This is a genomic window from Baekduia sp., assembly GCF_035318805.1.
Lineage (GTDB): Bacteria > Actinomycetota > Thermoleophilia > Solirubrobacterales > Solirubrobacteraceae > Baekduia.
In genome coordinates this window covers 1-16,040 of record NZ_DATHDY010000003.1, presented here as the reverse complement: position 1 = coordinate 16,040, position 16,040 = coordinate 1, and the positions used below count along the sequence as shown (strand labels likewise).

Below are 16,040 nucleotides of genomic sequence, written 5' to 3'. Positions count from 1 at the left end.
GCCCTCGTCGTAGCCGATGTAGCCGGGGGGCGACCCGACGAGGCGCGACACCGCGTGCTTCTCCATGTACTCGGACATGTCGATGCGGATCATCGAGTCCTCGTCGCCGAACAGGAACTCGGCGAGCGTGCGGGCCAGCTCCGTCTTGCCCACGCCCGACGGGCCGAGGAACACGAACGAGCCCGTGGGCCGCTTCGGGTCCTTCAGTCCGGCGCGCGACCGGCGGATCGCCTTCGAGATGACCTCGACGGCGGCGTGCTGCCCGATGACGCGCTTGTGGAGCTCGTCCTCCATGCGCATCAGCTTCTGCGTCTCGGCCTCGGTGAGCTTGAACACCGGGATGCCGGTCCACATCGAGACGATGTCGGCGATCTCCTCCTCGCCGATGGCCGGACGCTCGGCGCCCTCGGCCTCGCCGGCCTCCCACTGCTCCTCGAGCTCGCGCTTCTTGTTCGTCAGCCGCCGCTCCTTGTCGCGGAGGTTGGCCGCCTTCTCGAACTCCTGCGCCTCGATCGAGGCCTCCTTGGCGCGCCGCGTCTCCTCGATCTCCTCTTCGAGCTCCCGGTAGACCGGGGGCGAGGTCATCGACTTGATGCGCATGCGCGAGGCGGCCTCGTCGATGAGGTCGATCGCCTTGTCCGGCAGCTGCCGGTCGGAGATGTAGCGGTCGGCGAGCTCCGCCGCGGCCTCGAGGGCCTCGTCGGTGATCTCGACCTTGTGGTGCTGCTCGTAGCGGTCGCGCAGGCCCTTCAGGATCTGCACGGTCTCCTCGGGCGAGGGCTGCTCGACCCGGATCTGCTGGAAGCGCCGCTCCAGGGCGGAGTCGCGCTCGAGGTACTTGCGGTACTCGTCGAGCGTCGTCGCGCCGATCGTCTGCAGCTCGCCACGGGCGAGCGCCGGCTTGAGGATCGAGGCCGCGTCGATCGCGCCCTCGGCCGCGCCGGCACCGACGAGGTTGTGGATCTCGTCGATGAACAGGATGATGTCGCCGCGCTGGGTGATCTCCTTCATCACCTTCTTGAGGCGCTCCTCGAACTCGCCGCGGTACTTCGAGCCGGCGACCAGGGCCGCCAGATCCAGCGTGTAGATCTGCTTGCCCTTGAGCAGCTCGGGCACGTCGGCGTTCGTGATGCGCTGGGCGAGGCCCTCGACGACGGCCGTCTTGCCGACGCCCGGCTCGCCGATCAGCACGGGGTTGTTCTTGGTGCGGCGCGAGAGGATCTGCATGATCCGCTCGATCTCGTTCTCGCGGCCGACCACGGGATCGAGCTTCCCGTCGGAAGCGAGCTTGGTGAGGTTGCGCCCGAACTGGTCCAGCAGCTTCGAGGACTTCTTGCCCTCGCCGGTGCCGGCAGCGGCGCTGCCCTGCGCGCCGGCGCCCTGGCCGCCCTGACGGCGACCGCCCGGGCCGGACAGCATCCGGATGACCTCGTTGCGGATCTTCTCGGAGTCGGCGTCGAAGTCGAGGAGGATGCGGGCGGCGACGCCCTCGTTCTCCCGGACCAGGCCGAGCAGGATGTGCTCGGTGCCGATGTAGTTGTGGCCGAGGCTCAGGGCCTCGCGGAGTGCGAGCTCCAACACCTTCTTGGCGCGCGGCGTGAAGGGGATCTGGCCGGAGGTGACTTCCTCGCCTGAGCCCACGATCCGCACCACCTGAGCGCGGACGCGCTCGACGGTGATGTCGAGGGACTCGAGGACACGTGCCGCCAGCCCCTCCTCCTCACGCAGCAGTCCGAGCAGGATGTGCTCGGTGCCGATGTAGTTGTGCTTGAGCGTTCGCGCCTCTTCCTGCGCGAGAACGACCACCTGGCGGGCACGCTCTGTGAATCGCTCGAACATCTTGGGGAACGTCCTTCCTACTGCGGTGGGATCGCTGAAAGGTCGGTCGAGGAGGTGGTCCGAATGGGAATCGCCGCTGGTGTCGAAACGGTGCTGGAGGTCACCGAACTACCCGGTCTACCCACCTATTCGACCGCAAGGGCCGAGAGGATGAGTGGAGCGGGTCCAGTCGACGGGCATAGGGCAGTTTACCGCAGGCCCCACTCGACCCCTCCGGGCCTCGAACACCCTGCGACAGAGCCGGATTCAGTCCCTCATCGCCGGGAAGAGGACAATCTCGCGGATGGAATGGCGCCCGGTCATCAGGAGGACCAATCGGTCGATCCCGATACCGATCCCGCCGGTCGGCGGCATCCCGTGCTCGAGCGCCTGGACGAACGCCTCGTCGTAGGGCTGGGTCTCCTCGTCGCCGGCCTCGGCGAGCCGGGCCTGCGCCTCGAACCGCGCCCGCTGCTCGTCGGGGTCGTTGAGCTCGGTGAAGGCGTTGCCGACCTCCATGCCGTTGGCGAAGACCTCGAAGCGCTCGACCAGGCCGGGCTTGTCGCGGTGGTCCTTGGCGAACGGCGACAGCGCCTTGGGGTAGTCGACGACGAAGGTCGGCTGGATGAGCGTCGGCTCGACCTTCTTGGAGAACAGGTCGTCGACCAGCGCGGGCCACTCCAGGCCCTCGGTCGGCATGTCGATCCCGGCGGCCTCGACGGCCCCGGCGAGCGCGGCGCCCGTCGCGTGGGCCATGACGTCGATGCCGGTCGCCTCGCGGATGACGTCGATCAGGCCGACGCGGCGGTACGGGCCGGCGAAGTCGATCTCGCCGTCGTATTCGGCCGCCTCGGCGACCAGCGGCAGCAGCTCCTCGACGCGGCGCATGATGTCCTCGTAGTCCGCGTAGGCCTCGTACCACTCGACCATCGTGAACTCGGGGTTGTGCTTGTAGGAGATGCCCTCGTTGCGGAAGTCCTTGCCCAGCTCGTAGACCCGCTCCAGGCCGCCGACGATCAGGCGCTTGAGGTACAGCTCGGTCGCGATCCGCAGGAACAGGTCGCGGTCCAGCGCGTTGAAGTGGGTGGTGAACGGCCGGGCCGCCGCGCCGCCGTAGAGCGGCTGCAGGACGGGCGTCTCGACCTCGATGAAGCCGCGCTCGTCGAGGAAGCGGCGGACGGCGGAGACGATCCGGGCGCGGGTGGTGAACAGCTCGCGCGCCTCCTCGTTGGCCATGAGGTCGAGCTCGCGCCGGCGAAAGCGCGTCTCGACGTCGCGCAGCCCGTGGTGCGCGTCGGGCGGCGGGCGCAGCGCCTTGGCGAGCACCGTGTAGTCGTCGATGCGCAGGCTGAGCTCGCCCCGGCGGGTGACGAAGACCGTGCCGTCGATCCCGACGATGTCGCCGAGGTCGACCTGGTGCAGCAGGCGGTCCATCTTCTCCGGCCCGAGGACGTCCAGGCGCGCCTGCAGCTGCATCCGGCCGGAGCGGTCGACGAGGTCGAGGAAGGCCATCTTGCCCTGACCGCGGCGCTGGGTGAGCCGGCCGGCGACGCGGTAGGCGTGGTCGGTCTCCTCCCCGGCCTCGAGCCCCTCGTGGGCGGCGCGGATCTCCGCGGCGGGCGTGACGCCGGCAAACGACGGCGGGAACGGATCGATCCCGTCGGCGCGCAGCTGGTCGAGCTTGGCGCGCCGGACGGCGAGGAGCTGGGACTCGGACTCGCCCAGAGCGCTCGCCGAGTCGTCCGGCAGCTCGCCCAGGGGCTCGCTCCCGGGCACGGGGCGGGGCTCATCGCTCATGTGGACGACCTTAGAGGCCGACGTCGATCTTGGTGATCTTGAGCTTCCGCGCCGGGCCCTTGGGGACCTGGACGGAGACCGTGTCGTTGCGCTTGTGCCCGAGCACGGCGCGGCCGACGGGCGACTCGTTGGAGATCTTGTTCTCGCCCGGCTGGACCTCGGCGGACCCGACGATCGTGAACTTCTGCGACTTGCCGGTCTTCTCGTCCTTGACGTGGACGGTCGAGCCGACGCCGACGACGTCGCTGGAGAGGTCCTCGGGGTTGACGACCGTGGCGCTGCGGACGCGCTCCTCGAGCTGGGCGATCTTCGCCTCGAGCATCGCCTGCTCGTTCTTGGCGTCGTCGTACTCCGAGTTCTCGGAGATGTCGCCGAACTCACGCGCTTCCTTGATGCGGTCGGCGACCTGCCGACGGCGGTCGGTCTGGAGGTGGGCCAGCTCGTCCTTGAGCTTGACGAGGCCTTCGGGCGTGAGGATGACGTCTCGGGGCATACGGAGGGGGGGTCGCGCGGTCCGGTCCCGGGACCTACATGCTGCGGCTCCCCGGGCCCGGCGAGCGCGGCAGTATAGCGGCGGCGAAACCGCCGCCGGGACCGGGCTAGGCCGCGGCCGTCGCAGCTTGCAGCGTGTCCAGGACCGCGCGGGCCTCGGCGACCGTCGCGGTCTGCTGCAGCTCGGTGTGCAGCTGCTGGCCGCCGCCCAGGCGGTCGACGTACCAGGGGTGGAACTTGCGCAGGTAGCGGCCGGCCCGATCGGGCCCGAGGTGCTCCTCGGCGCGGTCCATCACCCAGCGCCACTCGGCGAGGATCTCGTCGGCGGTCGGCGCCTCGGAGCGCCGGCCCAGCAGTTGCTCGAAGAGCCACGGGTTGCCCAGCGACCCGCGGGCGAGCATGACGGCGGCCGCGCCGGTGCGCTCGTAGGCGTCCTGGACGTCCCGCACGGTGTGGAGCCCGCCGGTGAGGATCACCGGGGCGGGGAGCGTGCGCACGAGCTCGGCCGCCAGGTCGTAGTCGGGCACGCCACGGTGCTGGACCTTGGCCGAGCGCGGGTGGAACGTGATCGCCGCGACGCCGGCCTCCTCGACCAGGCGATGCGCCAGCGCGACGCCGCTGGTGTCGCCGGGCACCGAGCCCGACCGGAGCTTGACCGTGACCGGCTTGCCGCTGCCCTCGCCGGCCGCGCGGGCGACCGCGACGGCCGTATCTGGATCCTTGAGCAGCGCCGCGCCCGCGCCGGTCTTGCAGACCTTGGGCACGGGGCAACCCATGTTGAGGTCGATGACGCTGACCTCCGGAACGTGCTCGGCGACGTAGGCGGCGGCGCTGCGCATCACGTCGGGGTCCTGTCCGAACAGCTGTAGGGCGGTCAGGGCGGGCGGGGCCTCGTCCCGATGCACGCGCAGCAGCTCGGTGAGCGTCTTCTCGTTGCCGTAGTGGATGGCGAAGCTCGAGACCATCTCGCTGTAGGCCATCCCCGCGCCGTGGCGGGCCGCCTGCAGGCGCACGAACCAGTTGCCGATGCCGGCCAGCGGCGCGAGCAGCACCCGGTTGGGCACGCGGAGGCCCGCGAGCTCCCAGGGGTCGGTCAAAGCGGGCAGCGGCACGGGGCTCAGGATAGGGCCCCGGTGGGGACCTCGACGACCGCGCGGGCACGGCGGCAGACGCGCACACGGCCCGGCGGCACGGCCCGGTCGACCCGCACCGGCGCCCCGTCGGCGTCGAGCCAGTGGAGGTCCAGCGCGAACCGCATGCCGAACGTGTGCACGCTGCGGCAGGGATCGAGCAGCAGCGCGTGCTGCGGCGGCTGGCGCAGGCCCAGGAGGCCGCGCAGGCGACGGCGCGGCGTGTCGGCGAGGATGATCGGCAGGTCCATGTCCCTCTTAGGCGACGAGCCACCGGAACTCGCCCCCCTTCCCCGGGAGCTCTTCGCCGGGCTGTCCGCGCTGCTCGACGCGCTGGCGCCCCCGCTGCTCGACGCCGCGATGACCAAGGCGTCGGTGCGCGACGACGGCGTGGAGGTCGTCCTCGCCCACGCGCGGGAGATCTCCTCGTCGGTCTGGGCGCAGGCCGCGGCGGGCGGGATCGTCGTCGGCTGCGCCACGCTGCACGAGGAGCACGAGGACGCTCCCGCGGCGCTGGCGACCGTCGCCCAGCTCCTCTGCGGCGAGCGCGAGGTCTCGGGCTACGACGGTGCGCGGCTGCGCCCTGATTTCGGTGCGCGGCGCAGCTGAACGCCCAGGGGCTCGCTCGCGCCGTCTGCGCTCTTCCGCCTGCCTCTAAGCGTTCCGCTCGTGCAGCAGCTTCAGGCCCTTGAGCGTCAGGAGGTCGTCGAGCGCGTCGATGCTGTGGGCGTGCGGCACGACGACGCCCGCCAGCCCGCCGGTGGCGATGGTCGACGCCTCCTCCCCCAGCTCCTCCTGGATGCGCGAGACCAGCCCGTCGACCGCCGCGGCGAAGCCGAACACCACGCCGGAGCGGATCGCGTCGACCGTGCCCTTGCCGATCGCGCGGCGCGGCGCGACGAGGTCGATCCGCGGCAGCTTCGCCCCGCGGCTGGTGAGGGCGTCGAGCGAGATCTCGACGCCCGGCATCAGCACGCCGCCGACGTACTCGCCCTGGGCGGAGACCACGTCGAAGTTGACCGCGGTGCCGAAGTCCACCGAGATGCACGGTCCGCCCAGGCGCTCGAAGGCCGCCACCGCGTTGACGAGCCGGTCGGCGCCCAGCTCGCGCGGGTTGTCGATCTTGATCGGCATGCCGGTGCGGATGCCGGGTCCGACGGCCAGCATGCGGTGACCGAGGTAGTGCTCGGCCATCGCCAGCCACTCGGGCTCGAGCTGGGGCACCGTCGACGAGACGATCGACGCGGTGAGGTCCGCGAGGCCGACGCCGCGCAGCTCGAGCAGGTTGCGCAGCGCGGCGCCCAGCTCGTCCGACGTGGAGGTGCGAACGGTGGCGAAGCGCCAGTGCTCGACCAGCTCGTCGCCGCGGAAGGTCCCGAAGTGGGTCTGGGTGTTGCCGACGTCGACGACCAGGAGCATCTGGCCGCGCATCATGCCAGCAGTCTCGCGCCCGGGGACGCTGTGCGGTTAGGCTCGGCCGATGCCCGCACGCCTCTTCGTCGTCCACGGCTCCCACCCCTGCGCCACCGCGGAGCAGGCCCTGGAGCTCAAGGGCGTCCCGTTCCGCCGCGTCGAGATCCCCGCCGCGATGCAGCCGCTGGTCATGAAGCCGATGTTCGGCGGGCGCACGGTGCCCGGCATCCGCTTCGAGGACGGCGAGAAGGTCCAGGGATCGCGCGCCATCCTGCGCGCGCTCGAGCGCCGCGTCCCGAACCCGCCGCTCTACGACGGCGCCGCCGGCGCGGCGGCCATCGAGGAGGCCGAGCGCTGGGGCGACGAGGTCTTCCAGCCCGTCCCGCGCAGCCTGCTGTGGACCGCGTTCGGCGTGTACCCGCGGGCGATGCATGCCTTCCAGGACGGCCAGCGCAGCCCGAAGCTGCCGATGCCGGTGGTGCTCGCGGCAGCGAAGGTGATCCTGCCGGTCGAGCGGCGCCTCAACGACGTCTCCGACGCCGCGACGCGGACGGCGATCGCCGAGCTGCCCGGCATGCTGGACCGCATCGACGGGCTCATCGCGGCCGGCGTGCTCAACGGCGAGCGGCCCAACGCTGCCGACCTGCAGATCGCGCCGACGCTGCGGCTGCTGTGGGCGCTGCGCGACCTGCGCCCGCTGATCGCCGGGCGCCCCGCCGAGGCCTACATGTCGCGGTGGCTGGCGCCGATGGCCGCCTCGGTGCCGGAGGGCGCGCTGCCCATGGACCGGGCGGACGCCTCCGGCGCGCCCGCTGCGGCCCCCGAGGGTCAGGCCGCGCCCACCGGCTGAGGCGCGAACGCCCCGACCAGCTCGGCCACGCGGTCGGGCTGGTCCCAGCTGACGAAGGTGTAGGAGTCGGCGATCTCCTCCACGCGGGCGTCGGGGAAGATCGCCGCGAGGCGATGGGCGTGCTCGACGGGGAAGAACTTGTCCTCGCGCGCCCAGGCCAGCAGCACGGGCTTCTCGAAGTCCACCAACTTCGGCGTGTTGTCGGTCAACGTGGTCGGCTTCAGGCCGCTGAGCGCCTTGCGCAGGTCGCGCATCACGCCCGGGTCGTCCAGCGCGCGCAGCGTCCAGCCGTCCATGACGTCGCGCGGGATCGGGCGCTTGAGCAGCCAGCCGTAGGCCAGCGGCAGGCGCCGCGCGGCCGGCACCCGCATCGACACCAGCAGCGCCCGGAGCGCGCCGGGCGCCTTGGCCGCGGCGACCAGCGGCCGGAACGCCTTGGGCGGGAAGTTCTCGAACGCGTCGCAGTCGGTGAGCACGAGGCGCCCCACGCGCTCGGGGTGGTCGACGGCCACGAGCTGGCAGAGCCCGCCGCCGGTGTCGTTGCCCACGAGCGTGACGTCGTCGAGCGCGAGCGCGTCGAGCACGCCGGCCACGATCGCGGCCAGCCCCTGCGGGGAGAGGTCGGCGTCCTCGCGCAGCGGCACCTCGTGCGAGCCGAGCGGGAGGTCCGGGACGATGCAGCGGAAGCGGTCGCGCAGGCGCGCGACGACGGGCTCCCAGAGCCGGCCGTCGACCAGCGCGCCGTGGACGAAGACGATGGGCGGTCCGCTGCCGTCCTCGCGATAGCGGATGGTTCCCTGCGGCAGGCTCAGCTCAGGCATCGTGGGCGCTCCGGTGTAGATTGCGTACAGGCTGTACGCAAGTTACATACAAGCTGTATGGAAAGCAAGCACGCACAACGCTCGAAGGCCACCCGCGACCGGCTCGTGGGCGCCGGCCGCACGCTCTTCGCCGCACGCGGCTACGCCGCCGTGGGCACGGAGGAGATCGTCCGCGCAGCGGGCGTGACCCGCGGCGCGCTGTACCACCAGTTTCGCGACAAGGAGGCGCTCTTCGAGGCGGTCTTCGAGGAGGTCGAGGGCGAGGCGACCCGGCGGGTCGCGGAGGGCGCGCTCGACGCCGCCGCGAACGATCCGCTCAGCGCCCTGCGCGCCGGCAGCCGGCGGTTCCTCGAGGTCTGCACCGAGCCGGAGTTCGAGCGCATCGCGCTGCTCGACGCGCCGGCGGTCCTCGGGTGGGAGCGCTGGCGCGCGATCGGGCTGCGCCACGGGCTGGGCCTCGTCGCCGGCGTGCTGCAGGCCGGGATGGACGCGGGCGCGATCGCGCCCCAGCCCGTCACGCCGCTGGCCCACCTGCTGATCGGCGCGCTCGACGAGGGCGCGATGTACGTCGCGCGCGCCGCCGACCGCGACGGCGCCCGCAGCGAGGTCCAGGCCATCCTGGACCGGCTCCTCGACGGCCTGGCGCCGTGAGCCGCGAAGGCTAGGGGTGCCGTAGGCGGCCAGCGAGGCCGAGGCCCACGACGGCCAGCCGTCGCCGCCGAAGGTGGGTCCCCAGTCGCGATAGCGACACCGTCTCCTACCGGCGCAGCGTCAGCAGCGCGAAGCCGAACGTGCTGGCGCCGCCGGGCAGGGCCCGGCGCTCGCGGATGCGGCGCGCGTAGGCGCGGGCGTCCTCGTCCTCGTAGCGCTCGGCCTCCGCGGCCAGGCCCTCCTCGTAGGCGGCCCAGTCGGCCTCGGTCGCCTCGGCGACCGCCAGCGGCTCCAGGCCCGCGGCGCGCGCGGCGGCGATCAGCGCGTCGAGGCCCAGGGGCAGCTCGTCGGCGGTCGCGCCGCCCAGCGCCGCGAGGAACGCGTCCGACGGCTCCCGCATCCAGTAGCCCTCGCCGAGCAGCACCAGCCCGCCGCCGGGACGCGCCAGCGCGGCCAGCTCGTCCAGCGCATCCGGGAAGCCGCCGTGGGCGTGCGACGCCGCGACGTTGACCACCAGGTCGAAGCTTCCGGGCGGGAGCCCGGCGTCCTGCGCCGGCGCCTCGATCAGCTCCGGCGCGCGGCCCGGGACCCGCGCCTCCGCGTCCGCGCGCGCCCGGGCGAGGCTGTCGGCGTCGGGGTCGACCCCGACGCCCGTCGCCTCCGGATGGGCCTCCAGGACCCGCAGCAGGAGCTGTCCGGCGCCGCAGCCGGTGTCGAGCACCCGCGCGCCGGGCGGGAGCGCCAGCGCGGCGATCGCGCCGTCCACGTCGGCCTCGCTCAGCGGGTTCATGAAGGGCACGGCCGCGTGCGCGCGGAAGGAGGCGGAGGCCATCGGCGCAGCGTAGCCTTCAATGCGTGGGACACGGCCACGATCACCGGCACGGCGGGCACGACCACGCGATCTCGGCCGACGCCGATCGCGGCAGGCTCGCGATCGCGCTCGCGCTCATCCTCGGCTTCATGCTGGTCGAGGTCGCGGTCGGCATCGCCGCCTCGTCGCTGGCGCTGCTCTCCGACGCGGCGCACATGCTCACCGACGCGGCCGCGATCGCCCTCGCGCTGGTGGCGATCAACCTGGCGCGCCGCCCGGCGCGCGGCGCCTTCACCTTCGGGCTGCGGCGCGCGGAGATCCTCTCGGCCCAGTTCAACGGCGCGACCCTGCTCGTGCTCGGCCTGCTGATCGTCGTCGAGGGCGTCCGGCGCGTGATCGACCCGCCCGACGTCGAGGGCGGTCCGGTGCTGGTCGTCGCCCTGCTCGGCGTCGCCGTCAACCTCGTGGCGACGTGGGTGCTCGCGCGCGCCAACCGGTCGTCGCTGAACGTCGAGGGCGCCTACCAGCACCTCCTGACCGACCTGGCCGCGTTCATCGCGACCGCGATCGCCGGCGCCGTCGTCCTGCTCACGGGCTTCCGCGAGGCGGACGGCATCGCCGCGCTGCTCGTCGCCGCGATCATGTTGTACGCCTCATACGGGCTCCTGCGCGAGTCGGGCCGCATCTTCCTGGAGGCCGCGCCGCGCGGCATGGACGTCCAGGAGATCGGCAACGCTCTGGCGGCCGCCGACGGCGTCGTCGAGGTCCACGATCTCCACGTCTGGGAGGTCTCGTCCGGGTTCCCGGCCCTGGCCGCCCACGTCGTGGTCAGCCGCGAGTGCGACTGCCACCACGCCCGCGCGACCCTGCAGGCGATGCTCGGCAAGCGATTCGGGATCGAGCACACCACGCTGCAGATGGACCACCAGGGCGGCGACCTGGTCCAGCTCGAGCTGCCGCCGCGCTCAGCGCACCGGTAGCGCCAGCGGCGCGCCCGCGCGCCGCACGCCCTCGGTGACCGGCAGCGCGGCCAGCGCGTCGGCCAGGCGCACGCCGTCGGGCGTCGCCAGGTCGAAGTCGAGCTCCAGCAGCGGGATGAGGACGAAGCGCCGCTCCAGCAGCGCCGCGTGCGGGATGCTCAGGCGCGCGGACCGGTACGCGAGGTCGCCGGCCAGCAGCACGTCGACGTCGATCCCCCGGGGGCCGTGGCGCACGTACTCCGGTCCCGACGTCGTGCGCCCCAGGTCCCGCTCGACGTCCTTGATCGCGTCCAGCAGCGCCTCGGGGTCCTCGATCGCGGTCTCCGCGGCGACGCACGCGTTGAGGAACGCCGGCTGGTCGAGGACCTCGCCGACCGGATCGGTCTCGTAGGTCGACGAGGACGCCACGACCGTCACGGCGCGTGCCGCCAGCCCGTCGACCGCGGCCTGCAGCATCGCGCGGCGGTCGCCGAGGTTGGAGCCCAGGCCCAGGTGGACCCGCACCGTGGTCACCCGCCCGGGAACAGGAGCGCGAGCTGGCGGCTCTGGGCCAGCAGCGTGCCGTCGGGCGCCCAGATCTCGCCGTCCTCCTCGAAGAACCCGCCGTGCGAGGTCGTGGAGGAGAAGCGGGCGAGCACGGGGTCGCCGGGCGCCATGTCCGGGTGCGGCAGCCGCGTGCGGAAGTGGATCGTGAGGTCGACGGTCGGCGCGGGCGCCGGGACGGTCAGCCGCGCGAAGGGCGCCGGCAGCCAGGCGTCGCAGTAGAACGCCAGCGCGGCGGCGTCGGCGATCCGCGGCTGGGCCAGGCGCAGCCAGCCGCCGACCAGCGCCTCGTCTCCGCCGCTCATCGGCCCGGGCCCGAACACGGGCGCCATGGCGGTGCGGCGCGCGATCGGCGGCACGCCAGGCCCGTCGGGCACGGTGTGCAGCGCGGCGGGCGGCGGCCCCACGGCCGGCGCCGGCGTCGCGTAGTCGGCGACCGTCGGGAAGTCGGCGGCGAAGGCGCCCAGCGCGACGACCATCGTGCGGTCCTCCTGGACCATCCGCGCGCCGAGCGACGTCAGCGTCCGGCCGGCGCGCTCGACGATGATGTGCAGCTCGCACGGGCCGGGCGCCGGAGGGCGCAGGTAGTGCAGCGTGAGCGAGCGCGGCGCGCGCGCGGGATCGGCGACCTGCGCCTCCATCGCCCGCAGGACCAGCGCGGCGATGTAGCCGCCGTTGGGCCCGCGCGGGACCGCCCACTGGTCGGAGACGGTCGCGCTCCACACGCCGTCGCCGGCGGGCGCCACGGCGGTGTCCCGATCGAAGTCGGCGATGGACGGCGTGACGGCCACGAGGCGGCGGTCAGTCCTCGTCGTCGCCGCCGCGCTGGCGCCAGACCTCGACGCTCACCTCGTCGACCGACAGCGGGATCGGCGGCTCGGGCTTGGCCGCCTTGACCCAGACCTCGTCGGCCGAGTACTCGTCCAGCAGGCGGTCGGCCACCGCGGAGCACAAGCGCTCGAGCGTCTTGTAGGACCGCTGCTGGGCCACGAGCGAGACCGTGTTGCAGACCTCGCCGTAGTCGACGGTGTCCTCGACCATGTCGGTGACGGTCGCGTCGCAGTCGCCCACCTCGAGGCGGATGTCGAGCACCAGCCGCTGGCCGACCTCGCGCTCGGCCGCGGTCACGCCGTGGTGCGTGTACAGCGACAGGCCACGGACCTCGATGGTCACCTCCGTCTGGTCGCCCCCGTCCTCCTCGAAGTCCGGGTCGTCCTCGACCTCGTCGGGCTCGAGGTCGTCGTCGGGCTCACTGTCGGGCGCCATCGAGGTCCAACGTAGCAGCAGCGACCGTGAGCCCCTGGTGCGCCTCGGCCACGTCGTGGACCCGGAACACGCGCGCCCCGCGCTCGAGCGCGAGCACGTTCGCGGCGATCGTCCCCGGCACGCGCGCGTGCGGATCGGGGACGTCGGCCAGGCGGTGGATGAACGACTTGCGCGAGACGCCGATCAGCACGCGGAAGCCGAGCGCGACGATCTCGTCGGTGCGGCGCAGCAGCTGCAGGTTGTGGGCCAGCGTCTTGCCGAAGCCGATGCCGGGGTCGACGTCGATGCGGTCCTCCCGCACGCCCTCCTTGACGGCGAACTCCGCGCGCTCGGTCAAAAACGCCTTGACGTCGTCGACCACGTCGTCGTAGCGCGGGTTCTCCTGCATCGTGCGCGGGTCGCCGAGCATGTGCATCAGGCAGCACCGCGCCCCGCGGTCGGCGACGAGGCCGGCCATGTCGGGCTCGGTGCGGAAGGCCGTGACGTCGTTGACGTAGCGCGCGCCGGCGTCCAGCGCCGCCTCGGCGACGGCGAGCTTGGTCGTGTCGATCGAGACGGTCGCGCCGGAGCGCGCCAGCACGCGGACGACCGGCTCGGTGCGCAGCCGCTCCTCCTCCTCGGGCACCGGCAGCGCGTGCGGGCGCGTCGACTCTCCGCCGATGTCGAGGATCATCGCGCCCTCGGCCGCCAGCTCCAGGCCGTGGGCCACCGCGGCGTCGTGCTCGAACCACTCGCCGCCGTCGGGGAAGGAGTCCGGCGTGACGTTGACGACGCCCATGATCTCGAAGGGCAGGGCCACGGAGGCGATCGTACTTCGCGGCCGACCCGTCCAGGTCCGTGCCCGATGGCTCACCCTTTCGGGGGATGGCGCCGAGGAGGCAGACATGGACAGGCATGCTCACCATCGAGTCGCGGGGGATCGGGCCGGCGATCGGCCCACCGCCGTGCAGCGGGCCGGTGCCCGCTGGGGCCTGGACCGCGTGCTGCTCGTGCACGGCCCCCAGGCCGAGGACGACCGCGATCTCGCCCGCGCGCTGCAGCGCCGGCTGCGCCACCTGCCGGTCGTCATGCTCGATGATCGCCTGCTGCCGGGCGCGCTGCTGCTCGAGCACATGGCGGTCGGGCCGGGCGGCGTGACGGTCGTCGCCGGCGCCGCGGAGCTGATCGAGCCGCTGCAGGTCGAGTGCCTGCGCGGCATGTTCGGCGCCCACGCGGTGCTGCTGCGCGACGGCACGGCCGCCGACCGCACGGCGCTGGTCGCGCCCGTGCGCGAGCGCGTCGCCGTCATCCGGCGGCTGATCGACGACTACGCGCCCGTCCTGGGGGCGCTCTGCCTCACCGGCGAGGGCGGCCCCGAGCGGCTGCGGGCGCTGGAGGTCGAGGGCGTCCTGGTCGCCGGCCCCAAGGCCGTCGCCGAGCTCGCCGCCCGCGAGGGCGACCTGCGCGACTACGAGCTGGCCTCGATGGTCGACCTGCTCGACCGGGTCTGCCCGCCGGTCTTGGGGTAGGAGACTGTGTCGCTATCGCGACTGGGGACCCACCTTCGGCGGCGACGGCTGGCCGTCGTGGGCCTCGGCCTCGCTGGCCGCCTACGGCACCCCTAGGCGCGTGGGTCCCTACCCCGCCGCGGGTTTCGCCCCCTGGGCGAAGACCCGCAAGGGAACCTGGCCCTCTGGGCCAGTGTTCCCCTAGCGGCCCCGCCGCTCACTCCACGGCGAAGACCAGCACCGTCCACGCGCCGCTGGGGCGCGCCGGCTCGTGCAGCTCGACGCGCCCGGCGCCGTCGCCGCCGGCCAGGTCGGCCACCTCGGCTGGGGTCGCCGGCGGGCGCCCCGCCTCGAGCACCCGCCGCGCCACCGTCCCACGCACGGCCTTGGCCATGTGGGAGATCGGGCGCCCGTCGGCGGTGCAGGCCTTGACCTCGACAGTGGTGGCCGCCGAGGGGCGCCACGCCGCGGCGTAGGAGCCCGACCGCAGGTCGACCGCGAGCGAGCCGGGCTCGTCGGGGAGCGCGGCGGTCAGGCGCGGACGCCACCACGCGGCCAGCCCGCCCCGGGTCAGCGCCGGCAGCCGCGCGCCCATCGACAGCCGGTAGGCGGGGATCCGGTCGTCGAGCGCGACGACGCCCCACAGCGCGCTGGCGACCAGCACCTGCTCGCGAGCGCGCTCCAGCGCGTCGGCCGGGAGCGTCGCGAGGTCCAGGTGCTGGAAGAGCACGCCGGTGTAGACCTCGCCCGCCGGGGCCGCCGGCGCGGTGTCCAGCACCGCGTCGCGGTCGACCTCGCCGGCCTGCGCCGCCGTGATCCCGAGCATCGCGATCGCCCGCTTGCGCTGCCCGCGCGCCAGCTTCAGGAGCGCGGCGAGCGCCTTGGTCCGGGCCGGGGCGAGGGCCGGGAACGTCAGCGCGTCGAGGTCGACGGGAGCGCCGGCCTCGGCAGCGCGCTTGCCCTCGGAGGGCGGCAGGAGGACGAGCACGGCGGCGCAGGCTAGTGAACCGCGAGTGCGGGCCCCGCCGCGGGCGTCGAGGGACGACTCAACCGCGGTATGCGCGGTTGAGTCGTCCCTCGATGGGTGGTCTCGCCCAGCGCCGGCGCTCGGGCGCGGCACACGCCGAGGCGGGCAGTGACGACGGAGGTTCGCGCAGGCGCGGGCGGGGCCGGTATCCGCCGGCCGCGGGGGCACGGGTGGGCCTGTTCACCGCGACCGCACCGCGTCCAACAGGCCCACCCCGCCACCCGGCGACACCGACCAGTCCGGTGGCCCCGTTCAGCGCGGCCACACCGCGCTCAACAGGCCCACCCTCCCGCGGCGGCCGGCGGGCGACCCCGAGCGCCCGAGCCCTCCCGGCTCTCGGTCGTCATCGCCAACCGAGCACGCAAGCGCCCCGACCACGCCCGAGCGGAACGCCGCCCCCGACCGTCCCTCCCACCCGCCAACGGCGTCGAGGGACGACTCGATCTCGTACAACGAGATCGAATCGTCCCTCGACGTGCGGTGCTGCGCGGACGCGGACACGGACGCGGGCTTGCAGCCCGCGCGCTACGCCAGGTTCGGCTTCTCGGGTGCGTCGAGGCCGCGGGCCTCGACGCCGCCGCCGGCCAGGCCGGGGCGTGGGAGCGGGCGCGGGGCCTCGCGGCCCTCGCGGCCGGTCGAGGCGGGCGTGCCGGGCGGCGTCTCCTCCGGAACGTCGTCCGGGCCGAAGACGTCCTGCTCGGACTTGCCGTCGAGCAGCGCCAGGAACTCTTCCTTCTCGATGGTCTCCCGCTTGAGGAGGACCTCGCTGATGGTCGTCAGCGACTCGCGGTGCTCGCCGAGGATGTCGCGGGCGCGCTGGTGCGCGGACTCGACGATGCGGCGGATCTCGTCGTCGATCTCGCGGGCGATCTCGTCCGAGTAGTCGGGCTCGGAGGAGAACTCGCGGCCGAGGAACGGCTGGCCGTGGTCGTGGCCGAAGACGCGCGGGCCGAG

General features: G+C 73.5%; 18 protein-coding genes and 1 pseudogene. 5 read left to right on the top strand and 14 right to left on the bottom strand.

The features are described from left to right. The 5 genes from VK501_RS00160 to VK501_RS00140 form a co-directional block, all read right to left on the bottom strand. Window positions 1-1,839 (bottom strand): ATP-dependent Clp protease ATP-binding subunit (locus VK501_RS00160; RefSeq protein ID WP_324333395.1); only part of this gene is annotated, 1,839 nt, incomplete at its 3' end. Window positions 1,840-2,085: 246 nt separating this feature from the next. Further along, window positions 2,086-3,615, bottom strand: a complete 1,530-nt coding sequence (gene lysS, locus VK501_RS00155) for a lysine--tRNA ligase (protein ID WP_324333393.1) — start codon at window positions 3,613-3,615, stop codon at window positions 2,086-2,088. Window positions 3,616-3,625: 10 nt separating this feature from the next. Next, a complete protein-coding gene (gene greA / locus VK501_RS00150; RefSeq protein ID WP_324333391.1) occupies window positions 3,626-4,108 on the bottom strand; it encodes a transcription elongation factor GreA in 483 nt (160 codons plus the stop codon). A gap of 106 nt (window positions 4,109-4,214) precedes the next feature. Further along, window positions 4,215-5,219: a tRNA dihydrouridine synthase gene (locus tag VK501_RS00145; protein ID WP_324333390.1), complete on the bottom strand. Its 1,005-nt coding sequence runs from the start codon at window positions 5,217-5,219 to the stop codon at window positions 4,215-4,217. Between the two features lie 5 nt (window positions 5,220-5,224). Then, window positions 5,225-5,488 carry a DUF192 domain-containing protein gene (locus tag VK501_RS00140; RefSeq protein ID WP_324333388.1) on the bottom strand — a complete coding sequence of 88 codons (264 nt, stop codon included), beginning with the start codon at window positions 5,486-5,488 and terminating at the stop codon, window positions 5,225-5,227. On the opposite strand from VK501_RS00140, the gene VK501_RS00135 reads away from it, so the two are divergent. Further along, window positions 5,487-5,846 carry a hypothetical protein gene (locus tag VK501_RS00135; RefSeq protein WP_324333386.1) on the top strand — a complete coding sequence of 120 codons (360 nt, stop codon included), beginning with the start codon at window positions 5,487-5,489 and terminating at the stop codon, window positions 5,844-5,846. The two genes, VK501_RS00140 and VK501_RS00135, sit on opposite strands and share 2 nt — an antisense overlap. A 45-nt stretch (window positions 5,847-5,891) precedes the next feature. Here the strand turns inward: VK501_RS00135 and VK501_RS00130 are convergent, their stop codons facing one another. Next, window positions 5,892-6,671 carry a type III pantothenate kinase gene (locus VK501_RS00130; protein ID WP_324333384.1) on the bottom strand — a complete coding sequence of 260 codons (780 nt, stop codon included), beginning with the start codon at window positions 6,669-6,671 and terminating at the stop codon, window positions 5,892-5,894. Window positions 6,672-6,717: 46 nt separating this feature from the next. Between VK501_RS00130 and VK501_RS00125 the strand changes: the two genes are divergently transcribed. Next, window positions 6,718-7,500, top strand: a complete 783-nt coding sequence (locus VK501_RS00125; RefSeq protein WP_324333382.1) for a glutathione S-transferase N-terminal domain-containing protein — start codon at window positions 6,718-6,720, stop codon at window positions 7,498-7,500. Here the strand turns inward: VK501_RS00125 and VK501_RS00120 are convergent. Next, the gene (locus VK501_RS00120; RefSeq protein ID WP_324333380.1) at window positions 7,479-8,321 is read right to left on the bottom strand and encodes an alpha/beta hydrolase; all 843 of its coding nucleotides are present in this window, start codon (window positions 8,319-8,321) and stop codon (window positions 7,479-7,481) included. The two genes, VK501_RS00125 and VK501_RS00120, sit on opposite strands and share 22 nt — an antisense overlap. A gap of 57 nt (window positions 8,322-8,378) precedes the next feature. Between VK501_RS00120 and VK501_RS00115 the strand changes: the two genes are divergently transcribed. After that, entirely contained in the window at window positions 8,379-8,972 is a 594-nt protein-coding gene (locus VK501_RS00115; protein ID WP_324333378.1) for a TetR/AcrR family transcriptional regulator, read from the top strand. A 106-nt stretch (window positions 8,973-9,078) separates the two neighbouring features. Here VK501_RS00115 and VK501_RS00110 read toward each other — a convergent pair whose 3' ends face one another. Beyond that, the gene (locus VK501_RS00110; RefSeq protein WP_324333376.1) at window positions 9,079-9,804 is read right to left on the bottom strand and encodes a class I SAM-dependent methyltransferase; all 726 of its coding nucleotides are present in this window, start codon (window positions 9,802-9,804) and stop codon (window positions 9,079-9,081) included. A gap of 23 nt (window positions 9,805-9,827) precedes the next feature. On the opposite strand from VK501_RS00110, the gene VK501_RS00105 reads away from it, so the two are divergent. Further along, on the top strand, window positions 9,828-10,763 hold the full coding sequence (locus tag VK501_RS00105; protein WP_324333374.1) for a cation diffusion facilitator family transporter: 936 nt from the start codon (window positions 9,828-9,830) through the stop codon (window positions 10,761-10,763). On the opposite strand, the gene folK is transcribed toward VK501_RS00105, so the two are convergent. The 4 genes from folK to folP are packed head-to-tail and all read right to left on the bottom strand — an operon-like array spanning window position 10,749 to window position 13,371. Next, the gene (gene folK / locus VK501_RS00100) at window positions 10,749-11,276 is read right to left on the bottom strand and encodes a 2-amino-4-hydroxy-6-hydroxymethyldihydropteridine diphosphokinase (protein WP_324333372.1); all 528 of its coding nucleotides are present in this window, start codon (window positions 11,274-11,276) and stop codon (window positions 10,749-10,751) included. The genes VK501_RS00105 and folK overlap by 15 nt on opposite strands. After that, entirely contained in the window at window positions 11,273-12,097 is an 825-nt protein-coding gene (locus VK501_RS00095) for a thioesterase family protein (RefSeq protein ID WP_324333370.1), read from the bottom strand. Before VK501_RS00095 ends, folK begins: the two co-directional genes overlap by 4 nt. Window positions 12,098-12,107: 10 nt before the next feature. Continuing rightward, window positions 12,108-12,572: a dihydroneopterin aldolase gene (gene folB, locus VK501_RS00090; RefSeq protein ID WP_324333369.1), complete on the bottom strand. Its 465-nt coding sequence runs from the start codon at window positions 12,570-12,572 to the stop codon at window positions 12,108-12,110. Beyond that, window positions 12,556-13,371 (bottom strand): dihydropteroate synthase, encoded by an 816-nt coding sequence (gene folP, locus VK501_RS00085; RefSeq protein ID WP_324333367.1) that lies wholly within the window; start codon window positions 13,369-13,371, stop codon window positions 12,556-12,558. Before folP ends, folB begins: the two co-directional genes overlap by 17 nt. Before the next feature lie 85 nt (window positions 13,372-13,456). Between folP and VK501_RS00080 the strand changes: the two genes are divergently transcribed. Beyond that, on the top strand, window positions 13,457-14,080 hold the full coding sequence (locus VK501_RS00080; RefSeq protein WP_324333365.1) for a hypothetical protein: 624 nt from the start codon (window positions 13,457-13,459) through the stop codon (window positions 14,078-14,080). A 196-nt stretch (window positions 14,081-14,276) separates the two neighbouring features. On the opposite strand, the gene VK501_RS00075 is transcribed toward VK501_RS00080, so the two are convergent. Continuing rightward, the gene (locus VK501_RS00075) at window positions 14,277-15,047 is read right to left on the bottom strand and encodes a YaaA family protein (protein ID WP_324333363.1); all 771 of its coding nucleotides are present in this window, start codon (window positions 15,045-15,047) and stop codon (window positions 14,277-14,279) included. Window positions 15,048-15,611: 564 nt separating this feature from the next. Continuing rightward, window positions 15,612-16,040, bottom strand: a pseudogene (locus VK501_RS00070) (cell division protein FtsH); the annotation flags it as partial.

Excerpts from the sequence above, each read along its gene's own strand:
- VK501_RS00110 (WP_324333376.1), bottom strand. The coding sequence starts at position 9,804 with ATGGCCTCCGCCTCCTTCCGCGCGCACGCGGCCGTGCCCTTCATGAAC.
- VK501_RS00130 (WP_324333384.1), bottom strand. The coding sequence starts at position 6,671 with ATGATGCGCGGCCAGATGCTCCTGGTCGTCGACGTCGGCAACACCCAG.
- greA (WP_324333391.1), bottom strand. The coding sequence starts at position 4,108 with ATGCCCCGAGACGTCATCCTCACGCCCGAAGGCCTCGTCAAGCTCAAG.
- VK501_RS00120 (WP_324333380.1), bottom strand. The coding sequence starts at position 8,321 with ATGCCTGAGCTGAGCCTGCCGCAGGGAACCATCCGCTATCGCGAGGAC.
- VK501_RS00080 (WP_324333365.1), top strand. The coding sequence starts at position 13,457 with ATGGACAGGCATGCTCACCATCGAGTCGCGGGGGATCGGGCCGGCGAT.
- folB (WP_324333369.1), bottom strand. The coding sequence starts at position 12,572 with ATGGCGCCCGACAGTGAGCCCGACGACGACCTCGAGCCCGACGAGGTC.
- VK501_RS00125 (WP_324333382.1), top strand. The coding sequence starts at position 6,718 with ATGCCCGCACGCCTCTTCGTCGTCCACGGCTCCCACCCCTGCGCCACC.
- lysS (WP_324333393.1), bottom strand. The coding sequence starts at position 3,615 with ATGAGCGATGAGCCCCGCCCCGTGCCCGGGAGCGAGCCCCTGGGCGAG.
- VK501_RS00115 (WP_324333378.1), top strand. The coding sequence starts at position 8,379 with ATGGAAAGCAAGCACGCACAACGCTCGAAGGCCACCCGCGACCGGCTC.
- VK501_RS00135 (WP_324333386.1), top strand. The coding sequence starts at position 5,487 with ATGTCCCTCTTAGGCGACGAGCCACCGGAACTCGCCCCCCTTCCCCGG.
- VK501_RS00140 (WP_324333388.1), bottom strand. The coding sequence starts at position 5,488 with ATGGACCTGCCGATCATCCTCGCCGACACGCCGCGCCGTCGCCTGCGC.